Origin of the sequence: Microlunatus sagamiharensis (assembly GCF_900105785.1) — a bacterium.
GTDB classification, from domain to species: Bacteria; Actinomycetota; Actinomycetes; order Propionibacteriales; family Propionibacteriaceae; genus Microlunatus; species Microlunatus sagamiharensis.
In genome coordinates this window covers 3,432,349-3,446,590 of record NZ_LT629799.1, presented here as the reverse complement: position 1 = coordinate 3,446,590, position 14,242 = coordinate 3,432,349, and the positions used below count along the sequence as shown (strand labels likewise).

The 14,242-nt window shown below is 72.8% G+C and carries 14 protein-coding genes; 5 read left to right on the top strand and 9 right to left on the bottom strand.

Annotated elements, in window-relative coordinates:
- Nucleotides 1-101: 101 nt before the first annotated feature.
- A complete protein-coding gene (locus BLU42_RS15910) occupies nt 102-1,472 on the bottom strand; it encodes a mercuric reductase (RefSeq protein ID WP_091076468.1) in 1,371 nt (456 codons plus the stop codon).
- A gap of 169 nt (nt 1,473-1,641) precedes the next feature.
- Here BLU42_RS15910 and BLU42_RS15905 point away from each other — a divergent pair, with 169 nt between their 5' ends.
- The gene (locus BLU42_RS15905) at nt 1,642-2,601 is read left to right on the top strand and encodes an SH3 domain-containing protein (RefSeq protein WP_157720013.1); all 960 of its coding nucleotides are present in this window, start codon (nt 1,642-1,644) and stop codon (nt 2,599-2,601) included.
- Nucleotides 2,602-2,745: 144 nt separating this feature from the next.
- A complete protein-coding gene (locus tag BLU42_RS15900; protein WP_091076461.1) occupies nt 2,746-3,204 on the top strand; it encodes a hypothetical protein in 459 nt (152 codons plus the stop codon).
- Nucleotides 3,205-4,237: 1,033 nt separating this feature from the next.
- Here the strand turns inward: BLU42_RS15900 and BLU42_RS20670 are convergent.
- Nucleotides 4,238-4,393, bottom strand: coding sequence for a hypothetical protein (locus BLU42_RS20670; RefSeq protein ID WP_157720012.1), 156 nt, complete (start codon nt 4,391-4,393; stop codon nt 4,238-4,240).
- On the opposite strand from BLU42_RS20670, the gene BLU42_RS20665 reads away from it, so the two are divergent.
- Nucleotides 4,380-4,517, top strand: a complete 138-nt coding sequence (locus BLU42_RS20665) for a hypothetical protein (RefSeq protein ID WP_157720011.1) — start codon at nt 4,380-4,382, stop codon at nt 4,515-4,517. The two genes, BLU42_RS20670 and BLU42_RS20665, sit on opposite strands and share 14 nt — an antisense overlap.
- A gap of 117 nt (nt 4,518-4,634) precedes the next feature.
- On the opposite strand, the gene BLU42_RS15895 is transcribed toward BLU42_RS20665, so the two are convergent.
- The gene (locus BLU42_RS15895) at nt 4,635-6,152 is read right to left on the bottom strand and encodes a deoxyguanosinetriphosphate triphosphohydrolase family protein (RefSeq protein WP_091076458.1); all 1,518 of its coding nucleotides are present in this window, start codon (nt 6,150-6,152) and stop codon (nt 4,635-4,637) included.
- A 38-nt stretch (nt 6,153-6,190) separates the two neighbouring features.
- Nucleotides 6,191-7,213, bottom strand: coding sequence for a peptidoglycan-binding domain-containing protein (locus BLU42_RS15890; RefSeq protein WP_091076455.1), 1,023 nt, complete (start codon nt 7,211-7,213; stop codon nt 6,191-6,193).
- A 203-nt stretch (nt 7,214-7,416) separates the two neighbouring features.
- On the opposite strand from BLU42_RS15890, the gene pgi reads away from it, so the two are divergent.
- Entirely contained in the window at nt 7,417-9,093 is a 1,677-nt protein-coding gene (gene pgi, locus BLU42_RS15885) for a glucose-6-phosphate isomerase (protein WP_091076452.1), read from the top strand.
- Between the two features lie 42 nt (nt 9,094-9,135).
- Nucleotides 9,136-9,627, top strand: coding sequence for a nucleoside deaminase (locus BLU42_RS15880; RefSeq protein ID WP_091076449.1), 492 nt, complete (start codon nt 9,136-9,138; stop codon nt 9,625-9,627).
- A 21-nt stretch (nt 9,628-9,648) separates the two neighbouring features.
- On the opposite strand, the gene BLU42_RS15875 is transcribed toward BLU42_RS15880, so the two are convergent.
- The 5 genes from BLU42_RS15875 to BLU42_RS15855 all read right to left on the bottom strand — a co-directional run bounded on the left by BLU42_RS15875 (nt 9,649) and on the right by BLU42_RS15855 (nt 14,223).
- A complete protein-coding gene (locus tag BLU42_RS15875) occupies nt 9,649-10,650 on the bottom strand; it encodes an iron-siderophore ABC transporter substrate-binding protein (RefSeq protein WP_091076446.1) in 1,002 nt (333 codons plus the stop codon).
- A gap of 252 nt (nt 10,651-10,902) precedes the next feature.
- Nucleotides 10,903-11,736 carry a PhzF family phenazine biosynthesis protein gene (locus tag BLU42_RS15870; protein ID WP_091076440.1) on the bottom strand — a complete coding sequence of 278 codons (834 nt, stop codon included), beginning with the start codon at nt 11,734-11,736 and terminating at the stop codon, nt 10,903-10,905.
- 49 nt (nt 11,737-11,785) lie between these two features.
- Nucleotides 11,786-12,835: an NAD(P)-dependent alcohol dehydrogenase gene (locus tag BLU42_RS15865; protein ID WP_091076436.1), complete on the bottom strand. Its 1,050-nt coding sequence runs from the start codon at nt 12,833-12,835 to the stop codon at nt 11,786-11,788.
- A gap of 75 nt (nt 12,836-12,910) precedes the next feature.
- On the bottom strand, nt 12,911-13,486 hold the full coding sequence (locus BLU42_RS15860) for a hypothetical protein (RefSeq protein WP_091076433.1): 576 nt from the start codon (nt 13,484-13,486) through the stop codon (nt 12,911-12,913).
- 95 nt (nt 13,487-13,581) lie between these two features.
- Entirely contained in the window at nt 13,582-14,223 is a 642-nt protein-coding gene (locus BLU42_RS15855) for a SanA/YdcF family protein (protein WP_407940272.1), read from the bottom strand.
- Nucleotides 14,224-14,242 lie beyond the last annotated feature (19 nt).

Below are 14,242 nucleotides of genomic sequence, written 5' to 3'. Positions count from 1 at the left end.
GTCCCCGCCGAGCGGTAGGTTGCCGCGCCGGATCAGCCGAGAAAGGCGCGGCAACCTACCGCTCGGCGGGTCTGTGCGGTGGCTGCTCGGGGGACGAGGCCTCAGTCGAGGGGCTCGAGGGCCCCGAGGATCGTCGGGAAGAACTCCGACACCGTCGGGTGGATCGGCAGGGCGTCGCGCAGGACCGGGTAGCGGACGCCGGCCTGCATCGCCACGCCGACCACCTGGACGACGTCGTCGGCCTGCAGACCCAGGATGGTCGCGCCGAGGATCTCCTCGGTGTCGGCGTCGACGAGCACCCGCATCACGCCGGTGGTCTCGCTCTCGAGCTTGGCGCGGCTCACCGACGACATCGGCACCTCGCCCTTGAGGACGCGGCGTCCGGAGTCGCGGGCCTCCTGCAGCCCCATGCCGACGCGGCCGAGCGGCGGGTCGGTGAACATCGCGTACGTGGTCACGCGGCCCGCGACCGTACGCGGCGGGTGCAGGTAGATGTCGCCGTCCTGGTACGAGGTGTGGGTGAACGCCCCGCGCCCGTTCACGTCGCCGAGGGCCCACACGCCGGGCAGGTTCGTCGCGTAGCGGTCGTCGGTCAGCACGAAGCCGTGGTCGTCGGTCTCGAGGCCCGAGTCCGGGCCCAGCTGGTCGCTGTTCGAGCGGCGTCCGGTGGCGAGCAGCAGGTGGCTGCCCGTGACCGTGCCGACGTCGGGCACCTCGAGCGAGACGCCCTCGGTGCTGCCGCTGACCCGGCTCGGACGGCCGGCGACGATGCGGATCCCCTCGTCGGTGAAGAGGTCGGTCAGGATCTGCTGCACGTCGGCGTCCTCGCGGGAGGCGATGCCGCCGCCGGCGACGATCGTGACCTCCGAGCCGAAGCGCCGGAACATCTGGCCGAACTCGAGCCCGATGTAGCCGCCGCCGACGATGACGAGGTGGCTGGGCAGCTCGCTCAGGGCCAGCAGCTCGACCTCGGTGAGGTAGGGGACCTCCTCGAGCCCGTCGATCGGGGGGATCGCGGCGCGGTTGCCGACGTTCAGGTAGACCTCGCCCGTCGTGAGCTCGGTCTCCGAGCCGTCGTCGAGCGTCACCAGCACCGTGTGCTCGCGGCCGTCAGGGTCACCCACCAGCCGGGCCCGGCCGTGGACGTAGTCGAGGTTCTCGGTCGAGTCGAAGGACTCCTGCAGCCCGGAGCGCATGCCGTCGATGAGCGTGTGGACCCGGCCGATCGCCTGGCCGAAGTCGACGCGGACCTCCCCGACGTGGACCCCGAAGTCGGCCGCGCGGCGTGCGGAGTGCGCGACGACGGCGCTGGCGCGGAGCGCCTTGGTCGGCCGGCAGCCGTGGTTCAGGCACGTCCCGCCCGGCTTCGCCATCTCCACCACTGCCACCCGGCGCCCCTGCGCGGCGTACGCGAAGGCCACGCTCGGCCCCGCCTGGCCGGCCCCGATCACCACTGCGTCGTACCGCGTCACGGTCCCTCTCCTGTCCTCGATGAGGCACCACGCTAGGCCGTGCCGCCGAAGCCGGGGTGGTGCGGTGGCGGGGTCGGCCCGGTCACGGATTGGGCAAGGGGGCGTCGTGGTGCCTAGACTCCGTCGCTTCAGGTCACGATTCGGTTACGACACCCGGAGGAATCACCTCGTGCCACGACCCCGACCACGCCGGGCCATGCGTCCGTCGGCCACCGTCCGGGTGGCCCGCGTTGCTGTCCCGCTCGCCCTGGTCGGTCTCGGCACCAGCGGTGTCGTCGCCTTCGCGCTCCCCGGCTCGGACGCGCAGACGGCCGTCCCCGCCCCGGCGAGCAGCGTCCCCGACGTCGCCGCGCTCCGCGAGCAGCCCGTGAGCCGCGACGTCGTCCGCACCCCGAGCCCGACGCCGGTCGCCACCCCGACGCCCACCCCCACCGCGACGCCGAGCAAGGCCGCCGGGGCGAGCGCGAAGCCGGTCAAGGCCAAGCCGAAGGCGCCCAGCGCGGACGACCTGGCCGCGGACGCCAAGGCCTCCGGCTCGATGTGGGCGACCGACGACCTGAACATCCGGACGGACCCGAGCAAGCGCTCGAAGGTCGTCACCGTCGTGGCCCCGGCGACGAAGCTGTCGGTCACGAAGACCCTCCGCGACGGCTACCGCCTCGTCGTGTTCAAGGGCGAGGGCCGCTGGGTCACCGCCGACTACCTGTCCACGACGAAGCCGAAGCCGAAGCCCGAGGCGTTATCGGGCGGGGTCACCGACGCGGCCTGCGGCAAGGGCTCGGCGATGGAGAGCGGCCTGACCCCGGACGCCGTCCTGGTGCACCGCTCGGTCTGCGCGAACTTCCCCCAGGTCAGCTCCTTCGGCGGGCGACGCGGGGGCGGCGGGTTCCACGGCTCGGGCCAGGCGGTCGACTGCATGATCTCCGACTCCAAGGCCGGCTGGGAGCTCGCCCGCTGGGTCAGGGCCCACGCGCGTGAGCTCGGGGTCAGCGAGGTCATCTACTCGCAGAAGATCTGGACCGTCCAGCGCGGCAGCGAGGGCTGGCGCTCGATGTCGGACCGCGGGTCGGCCACGGCCAACCACTACGACCACGTGCACGTCTCGGTCTACGGCCACCGCGCCGCCTGATCGGCGCTCCGGGACCCGGTCGGGAGACGTCGGGGGCATCCGTCCGGGCTCGTCGCTCCGAATCATCTGAGGCGCCAACGGGAGACCGTCGGCCCTTGCCCGGGCTCGCTTGTCGCGCCCTCCCGCCGGACTTAGGGTTTGCCCATGACGGACACGTACCAGGTGGTGCTCGGCGCCCTGGCCGTCGCCATCATGGTGCTCGTCCCGATCGGGTGCGTCCTGCTGTGGGACCTGCTCGCCGGACGCTGGGACGAGAGCATCTCGCACTTCCGGCAGCGCCAGATCATGGCCGCCGAGCGGCGCCGGACCCTCCGCGCCCTGCGCCGCATGCACGGCGTCCCCCTCGAGCGGCTCGCCGCCGACCTGCGGCGCCTCCGCGAGGTCCTGCGCGCCGACGAGCACCGCTCCGCCGCGCAGCAGCTCGGCAACCGGCTCGCGTACGACCAGATCCTCATCCAGGCCTGCTCCATGCTCGAGATCGAGCACGAGCTGGCCGAGGACACGTCGGGCATGGAGCGCGACATCGAGCGGTTCCGCGTCGAGGCCGAGCTCGAGCGGGCGGGGGTCACGGTCACCGACCGGGGCTTCGGCCAAGCCGCCTGACGCTCCTCCCTCTTTCGCCCGACCCCATTGCGGCGCAGCCCGCCGGGCCGACCTCGCCGGCCCATCAGGCCTCGGTCGCACCACGTCGGCGGCGTCCCGCGCAGGCGATCAACGCTCTCCTGAGCCGTTCTTGAGCCTCGATCCTTCACGCTTCAATCTTTTGCCGCTCCTGAGCGAACGCCCGCTCCCGGCCTGAGCCGGCGACGAGGTGACCACGGCAGTCTCTTCCTCACCAGCCCGCAGGGGCTGCGGAGCAGGCGGGGGCCGGCTCATCGACGATCGACAGCAGCAGGAGGCCCCCGATGTCCGAGCCGAGCCCGTCCGTACGCGGCGCACGCCGGCCCCACGGCACCGACCGGGGATCCGCCGCCGGCGGCCGACGACCACCACGCGCAGCGTCCGCCGACCACCAGGGCGGGCCGACGCCGTAGAAGACGTGCCGCCTCCCCGTCGGGGGAGGAGGCGGGCGACGGGCTGCCCCAGGGGGAGGCGCCCAGCACCACACCCGCGGTCGGCACTCCCGTCGGGGGAGGGGCCGGCCGGGGGACGAGGTTCCGGACAGGGGGGAGTCCGGCGGCGGTCGGTGGGGATCGACCGCCACGGGGAAGCGTCGGCAGCGGCAGGGGACGGCCGCCGGCGCACAGGGGGCTCGGCGGACGCACGGGGATGCGCGCCGAGGGTGACCGGCCGAGAGGCCGGGAGCCGCACGGGGACCGCAGGCCGTTGGGGAACGGCCTGCGGAGCGAGGGTCCATGACGGCACCGGGGGGTCGCCGCATGGGCCCTCGCCGTGGTTCGGGAGGCGACACGCCTGAACGGAACCTGAGAGAAATGCACCCTCACACGATTGTGGTGCGGCAGACTTGTCCCTGCCCGAACAGCGCGTCTCGTCGGGGGACGCCCGCTCGTTCCGGCTCAGGTGCTGCAGCGGGGGCGGCACGACGGGGTATCGGTGCCGTCACGACCATCAGTGGTCGTGGCGGCACTTCCCGTTCCGCTCCTGCTCGCCCGGGCCATCGGCCGCCCCCGTGTGTTCACGAGACGCCCATCACTTCGACATGGAATAACTGCGCGCCGAAGGCGTTGATCCGGTACAGTTCGATATCGAAGGCTTTCACAGCTAACACCTCCGGTTCGAACACCACCGCATCGAAGTTCACAGGAAGGACGCAGGACATGACCCGCTTCACCCAGGCCATCCGCCGCCACCGCGAGACCACCCGCCAGGAGCGCGAGCTCAACCGCGCCCTCCGCTCGGCGTCCGGCTCGGACATGCGCTCCGAGCTCGTGTTCCTCGCCAACGCCGGTCGCTGAGCCCAGGCTCGACGCCCGACCCCCAGGGGCTCTCCTCCACCCGGAGGAGGGCCCTTCCTGGCGTTCAGGCACCAGTCGAACGCGACGATCGCCGATCCGAGCGGAGCGAGGACAGAGCTACAGCGCGCTCGTCCAGAGCACGCCGCTGCCACCGGCGAGCCTCGCCGCGAACGCGACGGCCTGCGCGTCGGTGAGGCCGCTGACGAAGTCGGCGATGCCCCGCCCGCGGGCCATCCGGGCCAGGTCGGCGTCGGTGGTCCGGGCGTCGAGGTGGTCGGGGTGCTCCTTCACGACGCGCTCGTAGCCGTACGCCGCGGCGTTGACCAGGTCGACCAGGCGCCGCGGGGCGCGGAAGGCGTCCGTCGGGTCCGACAGCCACTCGTCGAAGCCGGTGACGAGCTGCTCGATCGTCTTCTCCTGGCCCCGCTGCAGCATCGCCAGGTCGGGCCGCTCGAGGATGAAGTAGGAGTTCACGAACTTGAGCACCTGCACCTCGTGCCACGCCTGCGAGGACATGCGCACGTAGCCCGAGCGGACGGACGGCTCCGGGTCCGGCGTCACCGAGGTGACCAGGTGGTCGATCCAGCGCGAGGTGAAGCCGGAGACCGCCCGGTCGCTCTGCATCGACCCGTCGTACGGCACCGCGAGCACCCCGTCGACGAACTCGTCGCCGACCGTGGCCACCGCCGACGCGAACGTCGCCTCGTCGAACATCCACGCGTCACGGCTGCGCAGGCGGCGTCGAAGCCGCTCGAGCCCGGCCCCCGGCGTGCGCCCCATCTCCGCCAGACGCCGCTCGTCGAGCCCGGCCATCGTCGCGACGTCGGCCTCCCAGGAGCGGAACTCGCTCGACACGGGGGAGAACTGCAGCACCCCGGAGCGGTGGAAGTCCTCGACGTCGTGGAGGGAGTACGCGATGTCGTCGGCCAGGTCCATGACCGAGCACTCGAGCGTCTGGCGCCCCGGCGGGAGGTCGGGGAAGGCGGCGAGCGCGTCGAGCATCTCGGGCAGGTCGACCACGTAGGTGGAGAACTTCGCCGCACCGGTGCCGCCGCGGCCGTGGCCCGCGCCGCGTGGCGGCACCGGCCAGCCCGTCGGGTGCGGCGCGGGCCAGTGGTTGCGCGCCCACGGGTACTTGAGGACGGCGGCACGGACGGCGGCGGTGAGGTTCAGGCCCTCGTCGCCGGGGCCGTGCACCTCGAGCTCGGTGAGGATCCGGAACGTCTGCGCGTTGCCCTCGAAGCCGTCGCTCAGCCCGAACCGTTCGCGGGCCAGCCGGTCGAGCGCCCGCTCGCCGAGGTGCCCGAAGGGCGGGTGGCCGAGGTCGTGGGCGTTCGCGGCCGCCTGGACGACGACGTGGTCGAGGCCGCCGAGGTCGCGCAGCAGCTCACGGTCCTCGCCGCGCAGCAGGCGGACGGCGATCGCCCGGGCGACCGCGGTGACCTTGATGGTGTGGGTCAGCCGGTTGTGCACGACGCCGTTCAGGGCGCCGGCCGTCACGACCTGCGTGACCTCGGCGAGCCGGGAGAAGGACTGCGCGAAGCGGATGCGCTCGAGGTCGGTCCGGAACTCCGACTCCCCGGGCGCGTACGGCCGTTCCGCCTCCGGGCGGGCCCGGGCGAGCCGAGGGTCCATGGGGAAACCGTAGGGCGTCGGGCTGAACGCGTCGGCGGTCAGGGCTGCTGCGACTCGATCAGCGCGCGCCAGGTGGCGTAGTTCAGCTTGCCGGTGTCGTCGAGGTCGTGCTTGCGCTGGAAGGCCTTGAGCTTGGTCACCGACGCGCTCGACCAGGTGCCGGTCTGCCTGGCCCCGACCGACTTCTGCACGGCCTTGACCGCGGCGAACTTGTCGCCGGTCTTGATGCTGCGTCCCGAGTAGGTCACCAGGGTCTTCAGGGTCGCCGAGGCCTTCGCGGGTGCCTTGACCTTGGCGCCGCGCGGGCAGGGTGTCGGGTTGGGCTTGTCGTAGGCGTACGCCCAGCTCATGTCGGCCGGGCGGCAGCGGCCGTAGTCGGGGGCGGCCACCTCGCCGGTCCAGTAGGAGGTGCGCCCCGTCGCGCCGGCCCAGCTCAGCGAGATGTGCATGTGGTTGCGGTGGCAGGCGGCGTCGAGCGACTTCTTCTGCTTGCTCTTGGCCTTGCAGCCGTTGTACTCCCGCCAGCCGTCCGACGGTCGGTAGGCGCCCCAGATCTTGTTGTCCCAGATGACGTACATGACGCCGAGGCGGCGGGCGTTCGCGTACGGGCGGCCCTGCGCGTCGGCCGCGAAGAGCCAGTCGATGACGGCTTGCGCCTGCTTCTTCTGCGTGGCGTTGCGGACGCTGTTCATCCAGTCGACGGCGCGCCCGTCGTGGTGCTCGCTGTCCGGGCTCGCGCCGCAGCTGCGCGCCCCGCCGAAGGACGTGCCGGGATAGGTCTTCACCAGCAGCGTGCCGAGCTTCTTGGTGCCCGGACGCGTGACCACGGAGCAGGAGTTGGCGGGCACGTACGCCGCGAGGTCCTCGATCCCGGCCGGCGTCACCGCGGCCGCCGGCGGCGGGGAGGCGGCGGAGGCGGGCTCCGGCGGGGCGCCGGCCAGCACGCTCAGCCCGAGGACCAGGGCGAGCATCCCGGCCAGGAGGGCCGTCGCGGTCGTGCGGCGGGCGGTCGCGCCCTGCTCGGGAAGGGTCGTGCGGTCGGCGGCGGGGGTGGAGACCACGGCGTCGCTCCATCGGCTCGAGGCCGCGGCGCGCGCGGCCAGGTGTGGGTCCCCGGGTGGGACGAGCGTAGGCGACGGAGCCGCACCGCGTCCGGCGAACGGAGCAGACAGCCTGTCCGGACAGGGTGCTCCCCAGGGCGGGCCCGGCCCTCACTAGGCTGCCGCAGGGGCCGCCACCAGGGGCCCGGAGGCGAGGGGACGACATGAGCGATCCGGTCGATGCGACCACCACCGCGGCCTGGGGCCGGCTGAAGGAGCTGCGCAGCTCCTACGAGCCCGACCTCCGCGCAGCGTTCGCGCAGGACCCGGAGCGTGCCGAGCGCTACAGCCGCGAGGTCGGCGACCTCTACGTGGACCTTTCCAAGAACCTCGTGGACGACGAGATCCTCGCCGCGCTGGTCGAGCTCGCCGAGCAGACCGGGGTGCCGCAGCGCCGCGACCAGATGTTCGCCGGGGACCGCATCAACGTCACCGAGAACCGCTCCGTGCTGCACGTCGCCCTGCGGATGCCGCGCAGCGAGTCGCTCGTCGTCGACGGCACCGACGTGGTCAAGGACGTGCACGAGGTCCTCGACAAGATCTACGCCTTCTCCGACCTCGTCCGCAGCGGCGAGTGGGTCGGCGTCACCGGCAAGCGCATCGAGACGGTCGTCAACATCGGCATCGGCGGCTCCGACCTCGGCCCGGTGATGGTCTACGAGGCCCTCAAGCCGTACGTCCAGCCCGGGCTCACCTGCCGCTTCGTGTCGAACATCGACCCGACCGACGTGTACGAGGCGACCGCCGACCTCGACCCGGAGACCACGCTCTTCATCGTCGCGAGCAAGACCTTCACCACGCTGGAGACGCTGACCAACGCCCGGCTGGCCCGCACCTGGCTGCTCGACGGGCTGCGCTCCTCGGGCGCGGTCGCGGAGGGTGACGACGCGGCCCGCGAGGCCGTGTCCAAGCACTTCGTCGCGGTCTCCACCGCGCTCGACAAGGTCGCGGCCTTCGGCATCGACCCGGAGAACGCGTTCGGCTTCTGGGACTGGGTCGGCGGGCGCTACTCGGTCGACTCCGCGATCGGCACCAGCGTCTGCGTGGCGGTCGGCAAGGAGAACTTCGCGGCCTTCCTCGAGGGCTTCCACACCGTCGACGTGCACTTCCGCGACACCGCCCCGGCGCGCAACGTGCCGATGCTGATGGGCCTGCTGAACGTCTGGTACGACGGCTTCTTCGACAGCCAGAGCCACGCCGTGCTCCCGTACGCGCAGTACCTGCACCGCTTCGCGGCGTACCTGCAGCAGCTGACGATGGAGTCGAACGGCAAGAGCGTCCGCTGGGACGGCAGCCCGGTGACGACCGACACCGGCGAGGTCTTCTGGGGCGAGCCGGGCACCAACGGCCAGCACGCCTTCTACCAGCTGATCCACCAGGGCACGCGGGTGATCCCGGCCGACTTCATCGCGGTGGCGACGCCGGCCCGGCCGCTGCGCGACGGCGAGCACGACGTGCACGAGCTCTTCCTGGCGAACTTCTTCGCGCAGACCCGCGCCCTGGCGTTCGGCAAGACGGCCGAGGAGGTGCGCGCGGAGGGCACGGATGAGGCGATCGTGCCGGCGCGCGTCTTCAGCGGCAACCGTCCGACGAGCTCGATCATGGCGCCCGCCCTGACGCCGTCCGTGGTGGGCCAGCTGATCGCGCTCTACGAGCACATCACCTTCACCCAGGGTGTCGTCTGGGGCATCGACAGCTTCGACCAGTGGGGCGTCGAGCTCGGCAAGCAGCTCGCGCTGCAGGTCACCCCCGCCGTCGGGGGCGACGAGGAGGCCCTCGCGAAGCAGGACCCGTCGACCCAGTCGCTGATCCGCTACTACCGCGCGCACCGGTCCTCGTAGGGCGGGCCCGGGTCTGGGGCGGCGCCGGTTCGAGGGAGGGTCGTGGCGATCGACGAGCAGGACCGGGTGCACCTGCGGCACGCGGTCGACCTGGCCCGGCAGGCGGTCGACGCCGGTGACGAACCGTTCGGGTCCGTGCTCGTCGCCGCCGACGGCACGGTGCTGCAGGCCCACCGCAACGAGGCCGTCACCCGCAACGCCATCCACCACCCCGAGCTGACGCTGGCGCAGTGGGCCGGAGACCACCTCGACGCGGCGGCACGGGCGGGCGCCACGGTCTACACCTCGGGCGAGCACTGCCCGATGTGCTCCGCGGCGCACGCCTGGGTGGGGCTCGGCCGGATCGTGTACGCCTCGTCGGGGCAGCAGACCGCCACGTGGGTCGCCGAGCTCGGCGGCGGGGCCTCGCCCGTGGCGGCGCTCTCGATCACCGACGTCGCTCCCGGCGTCCCGGTCGACGGCCCCGACGAGGAGCTGGCGGAGCAGGTCCACGGTCTGCACCGTCGCTTCCGTGGGGCCGTCGACCAGGGCTGAACCCCGTCCGGCGGTCCGGGTTCAGGAAGCGGGGAAGGGCTGCGGCGCCGTGGCAGCGTCGCCGTCGGTCGCCGCCGCGAGCCGCGGCTCGGCCTCGGTCAGGACGAACGGCAGGCTGAGCGGGGAGTTGAAGCCCAGCGCGGCGGCGAAGTCCTGGTCGAACTGACCGAAGTCGACGAAGCGGTTCTCGCTCACCGCGTCCACCGCGCCCCAGAGCTTGCTGCCGGTCACGCTGTCGGGGAGACCCTCGGCCATGACCACGTCGGCGTCGACGGCGTCGAGCCGCTCGAGGCTGACGGTGGCGTCCTTCTCGGGCACGGTGAAGCCGAGCTCGGTGAGCCAGCCGGTGCGGTAGTCGGACTGGCTGAGGGAGTAGACGCCGGCCTGGTCGCCGCCGAGCAGGAAGGACGCGCTCTTGCCGGCGAAGGACGGGTTGGCCGAGCGGACGGCCGCGAAGCGGTCCTTGACGTCGGTGACGAGCCGCTCGGCCTCGGCTGCCTTGCCGAGGGCGGCGCCGGTCTGGCGGGTCTGCTCGTCCCAGGGCGTGCCGCCGTCGGCGTACGCGTCGCTCTGCGCGATCGTCGGCGCCAGGGCGCTGAGCTTGTCGTAGGTCGCCTGGTCCATGTACGAGTTGATGCCGAGGATCAGGTCGGGTGCCAGGGCGGCGACCTGCTCGAAGGCGATCTCCTGGGAGCCCACGGTCGGGAGCGCCTTGCCGCGCAGGTCCTCGGGCAGCCAGGGCCGCTGCGGGGCGTCGTAGCCCAGGAACTCGCGCACCCCGACCGGCTCGACACCGAGGGCGATCGCGAAGTCCTGCTCGTTGAAGCCGACGGTGAGGACTCGGGTGGGGTTCGCGGGCACGGTCGTGGTGCCGAACTTGTGCGTGATCGTGAGGGCCGCGGCGCTCGAGGCGGGTGCCTCGGAGGCGGCCGGCGTCTCGGAGGAACCTCCCCCGCAGGCGCTGAGCAGGAGGGCGACGGCGAGGGCGACGCCGGGCAGGGCCCGGCGGGTACGGCGGGGCATCGGGAGGCCTCTCTCGTTGGGTTAGGTGAGCCTAACCTCGCCTTCCCCTGGTGGTGGGGGCCTGTCCACGGCGACCGGAGCATCCAAGCCGTGCTCGCCGAAGGGCCTCGGCGACGCTTTGCCGAGCCTGGCGCGGGACGTGGACACGCTCCCTGAGCCTGTCGAAGGGCCTCGGAGAGGTCGGCGTCCTTCATCGGGCTGAGGCGGGACGCCGACCCGTTCCGGGCCCTTCGACAAGCTCAGGGAGCGCCCTCAGAGCTCGACCGTCCCCTGAACCCCGACCACCGTGTGCCCGCCGACCCAGAGGTCCGTCCCGTCGGCCTCGACGTGGACCCGTCCCCGCCGGCCCATCGCCGTGCCCTGCGCCGCGACGTAGCGCGACGGTGCGCGTCCGCTGCCGGTCAGCCAGCCGCCGAGGGCGGCGTTGAGGCTCCCGGTGACCGGGTCCTCGGTGGGGCCGGGCAGGAAGAAGGCGCGCACCTCGTACGCGACCTCGCCGCCGTCGGGGTGCGGCCCGGCGACGCCGATGTCGGGGAACCGCCGCATCCCGCGGGCGTCGGGGGCGAGGGCGAGCACGGTCTCGGCGCGGTCGAGGAGGACCATCACCCAGCCGGGCCCGTTGTCGCCCCACTGGGCGTCGACGACGGCGGCGGGGTCGACGCCGAGCGCGGCGACGATCTCGTGCAGGTCGCCCGGGTCGACGGGCCCTCCGCGGAGCAGCGGCGGTGCCGCGAACGCCAGCCGGGCGCCGTCACGGCGTACGCGGACCAGCCCGGCCCCGCACTCCTGGACGACCACGCCGTCCTCGGCGGGCAGCCCGCCGGCCTCGAGCCAGGCGCGGGCGGAGCCGAGGGTCGGGTGCCCGGCGAAGGGCAGCTCGCGCGCCGGGGTGAAGATCCGGACGCGGTAGTCGGCGCCCCGCTGGGTCGGCGGGAGCAGGAAGGTCGTCTCGGAGAGGTTCGTCCACGCCGCGAACCGCTGCAGCGCGGCGTCGTCGAGACCCTCGGCGTCGTGCACCACGGCCACCGGGTTGCCGTAGCCGAGCTCGTGGGTGAAGACGTCGACCTGCGTGAAGCGTCGTGACATGCGACGACCCTCCCACCACGAGGTGGGAGGGTCGTCGCGAGCCGGTCTCTCAGGCGCGCAGGGTCTTCGCGTCGATGACCGCGCGGTAGCGCACGTCGCCGTCCACGACCTTGTCGTAGTAGGCGTCCACGTCGCCGGCGTCGATCAGCTCGATCGTCGCGGTGATGCCGTGCTCGGCGCAGAAGTCGAGCATCTCCTGGGTCTCGGGGATGCCGCCCACCATCGAGCCCGCGTAGTTGCGGCGGTTGGTGAGCAGGGAGAAGATCCCGAACTTCTGCGGAGCGCTCGGGGCACCCACGTTCACCAGGGTCCCGCCGCGGCCGAGGAGGCCGAGGTAGGCGTCGACGTCGAGGTCGGCGCCGACCGTGTTGAGGATGAAGTCGAACGAGCTCGCGAGCTCCTCGAAGGCATTGCCGTCCTTGGTCGCGCGGTAGTCGTCGGCCCCGAAGCTGCGGCCGTCCTCCTCCTTGGAGGTCGTGCGGCTCAGCACGGTGACCTCGGCGCCGAGCGCCTTGGCGATCTTGACGGCCACGTGGCCGAGGCCGCCCATGCCGACGACGGCGACCTTGGAGCCCGGGCCGACGCCGTGCGCCTTGAGCGGGGAGTAGGTGGTGATGCCCGCGCAGAGCAGCGGGGTGGTGGCGGCGAGGTCCACGCCGTCAGGGATCGTCAGGACGAAGTGGTCGCGGACGACGACGCCCTGGCTGTAGCCGCCCTGGGTGACCTCGCCGTGGTAGTCCGGGGTCGCGTACGTCTGCACGACGCCGCGCTCGCAGAACTGCTCCTCGCCGTCCTTGCACGCAGCGCACTCCCCGCAGGAGTCGACGAAGCAGCCGACGCCGACGGTGTCGCCGATCTTGACGCGGGAGACCGCGGAGCCGACCTCCGCGACCGTGCCGATGATCTCGTGGCCCGGCGTGATCGGGAAGGGGCGCTCACCCCACTCGCCGCGCACGGTGTGGATGTCGGAGTGGCAGATGCCGGCGTACGCGATGTCGATGCGGACGTCGTCGGATCGGAGGTCGCGGCGCTCGAGCTCGACGGTCTCGAACGAGGCGCCGGCCTCGGGGACGGACAGGGCGGTCACGGTGGTAGTCATCCTCTGCGACAACCCCGCGGTCCGGCGTCCTGTTCCGTCGCGCGCGACCTTCTCGGACCCCGCGGTGGGTGCTTCCTAGAGGCCGGGGCCCTGCGAGCGCAGCTTGTCGACCTCCTGCATGGCGGTGCGCAGGTCGGCGAGCCAGCTCTCGGTGTGCTCGCCGACGAGCTTGACCGCCCAGGACAGGGCCTCGGAGCGCGACCGGGCGACGCCCGCGTCGACGAGGGTGTCGAGGACGCGCCGCTCCGGCTGGCGCAGGCGGGTCATCACCGGCACCGAGACGTTGGTGAAGAGCACCGAGGTCTCCCCGAGCCGTACGCCCCACGAGACCTTGCGCCCGTAGCGGGCCTGCGCCTCGTCGGCGATGGTCATGCGGGTCTCGCGGGTCTCCTCGCGGAAGCGGCTGATGCGTCCCTGCGTCGCGGCGTCGCCGGTCGTCTCGTCGGCCAGGGTGCCGACGACGGTGATCTCCTCGCGGTCGGCCAGGACCTCGACCTCCCGGAACCACCCGTCCGGCAGCCGCCCCTCGAACCACGACCCCACGTCGTCGGCCGGCGGCAGGTCACCGTTCTGCCAGCCACCCGGCCGTGCGCCCCGTCCGCGGTGCCGCCCGCCCTCGTCCTCGCCGTGCCCGTCGAACCCGTTCCACATGATTGCTCCTTCGCTCTGCTTACATGATTACACCGCTTCCAGCGCATGCGGAAGGGTCGTTCGGCCAGGGCGAACGACAGGTGGTGGACGGGGCGTCAGTCCTGCAGCGCGCGGTCGACCGAGGTCTCGCGCGCCCCGAGGACGGGGTCGCGACGGCTGACGACGTCGAAGACGGTCTTGACCGTCGCGAGCTGGTCGCGCAGTGCACCCCGACGCCAGGCCTCCGAACCGCTGACGCTCGTGTCCGCGACGCCGTCCGCGTCGAGGCCCAGGGCCCGGCAGGTGGCCACGGCCCGCGGCAGGTGGTAGCCCTGCGTGACCACGAGGAGCCGGTCGACGCCGAAGATCCGCTGCGCCCGGGCGCAGGAGTCGTAGGTGTCGAAGCCGGCGTAGTCGGCGACGACCTTGTCGGCGGGGACGCCCGCCGCGAGGAGGTAGGAGCGCATCGCGTCGGGCTCGTTGTACTCGCGGGCCATGTTGTCGCCCGACACGAGGATCACGCGGACGAGGCCGGCGTCGTAGAGCTCCTTGGCGCGGTCGAGACGGCCGGCGAGGAACGGCGAGGGCCGCCCGCTCGGGTAGACCTGCGCGCCGAGCACGAGGGCGACGGGCGCCGGCGGGACCGCACCCAGGTCGTCGTCGCCGTACGTGTGCCCGGCCGCGGTGGCCCGGACCCAGGCCACGGACCCCAGCACCGCCGCGCCCGCCAGCAGGCCGAGGCCGAGGGCGGCGGCCATCCCGCGCCGGAGCCAGCGT

What these genes read in the sequence shown, in the direction of transcription:
- BLU42_RS15900 (WP_091076461.1), top strand. Translation starts at nt 2,746, where the DNA reads ATGACGGACACGTACCAGGTGGTGCTCGGCGCCCTGGCCGTCGCCATC.
- BLU42_RS20665 (WP_157720011.1), top strand. Translation starts at nt 4,380, where the DNA reads ATGACCCGCTTCACCCAGGCCATCCGCCGCCACCGCGAGACCACCCGC.
- BLU42_RS15895 (WP_091076458.1), bottom strand. Translation starts at nt 6,152, where the DNA reads ATGGACCCTCGGCTCGCCCGGGCCCGCCCGGAGGCGGAACGGCCGTAC.
- pgi (WP_091076452.1), top strand. Translation starts at nt 7,417, where the DNA reads ATGAGCGATCCGGTCGATGCGACCACCACCGCGGCCTGGGGCCGGCTG.
- BLU42_RS15875 (WP_091076446.1), bottom strand. Translation starts at nt 10,650, where the DNA reads ATGCCCCGCCGTACCCGCCGGGCCCTGCCCGGCGTCGCCCTCGCCGTC.
- BLU42_RS15870 (WP_091076440.1), bottom strand. Translation starts at nt 11,736, where the DNA reads ATGTCACGACGCTTCACGCAGGTCGACGTCTTCACCCACGAGCTCGGC.
- BLU42_RS15865 (WP_091076436.1), bottom strand. Translation starts at nt 12,835, where the DNA reads ATGACTACCACCGTGACCGCCCTGTCCGTCCCCGAGGCCGGCGCCTCG.
- BLU42_RS15860 (WP_091076433.1), bottom strand. Translation starts at nt 13,486, where the DNA reads ATGTGGAACGGGTTCGACGGGCACGGCGAGGACGAGGGCGGGCGGCAC.
- BLU42_RS15855 (WP_407940272.1), bottom strand. Translation starts at nt 14,223, where the DNA reads ATGGCCGCCGCCCTCGGCCTCGGCCTGCTGGCGGGCGCGGCGGTGCTG.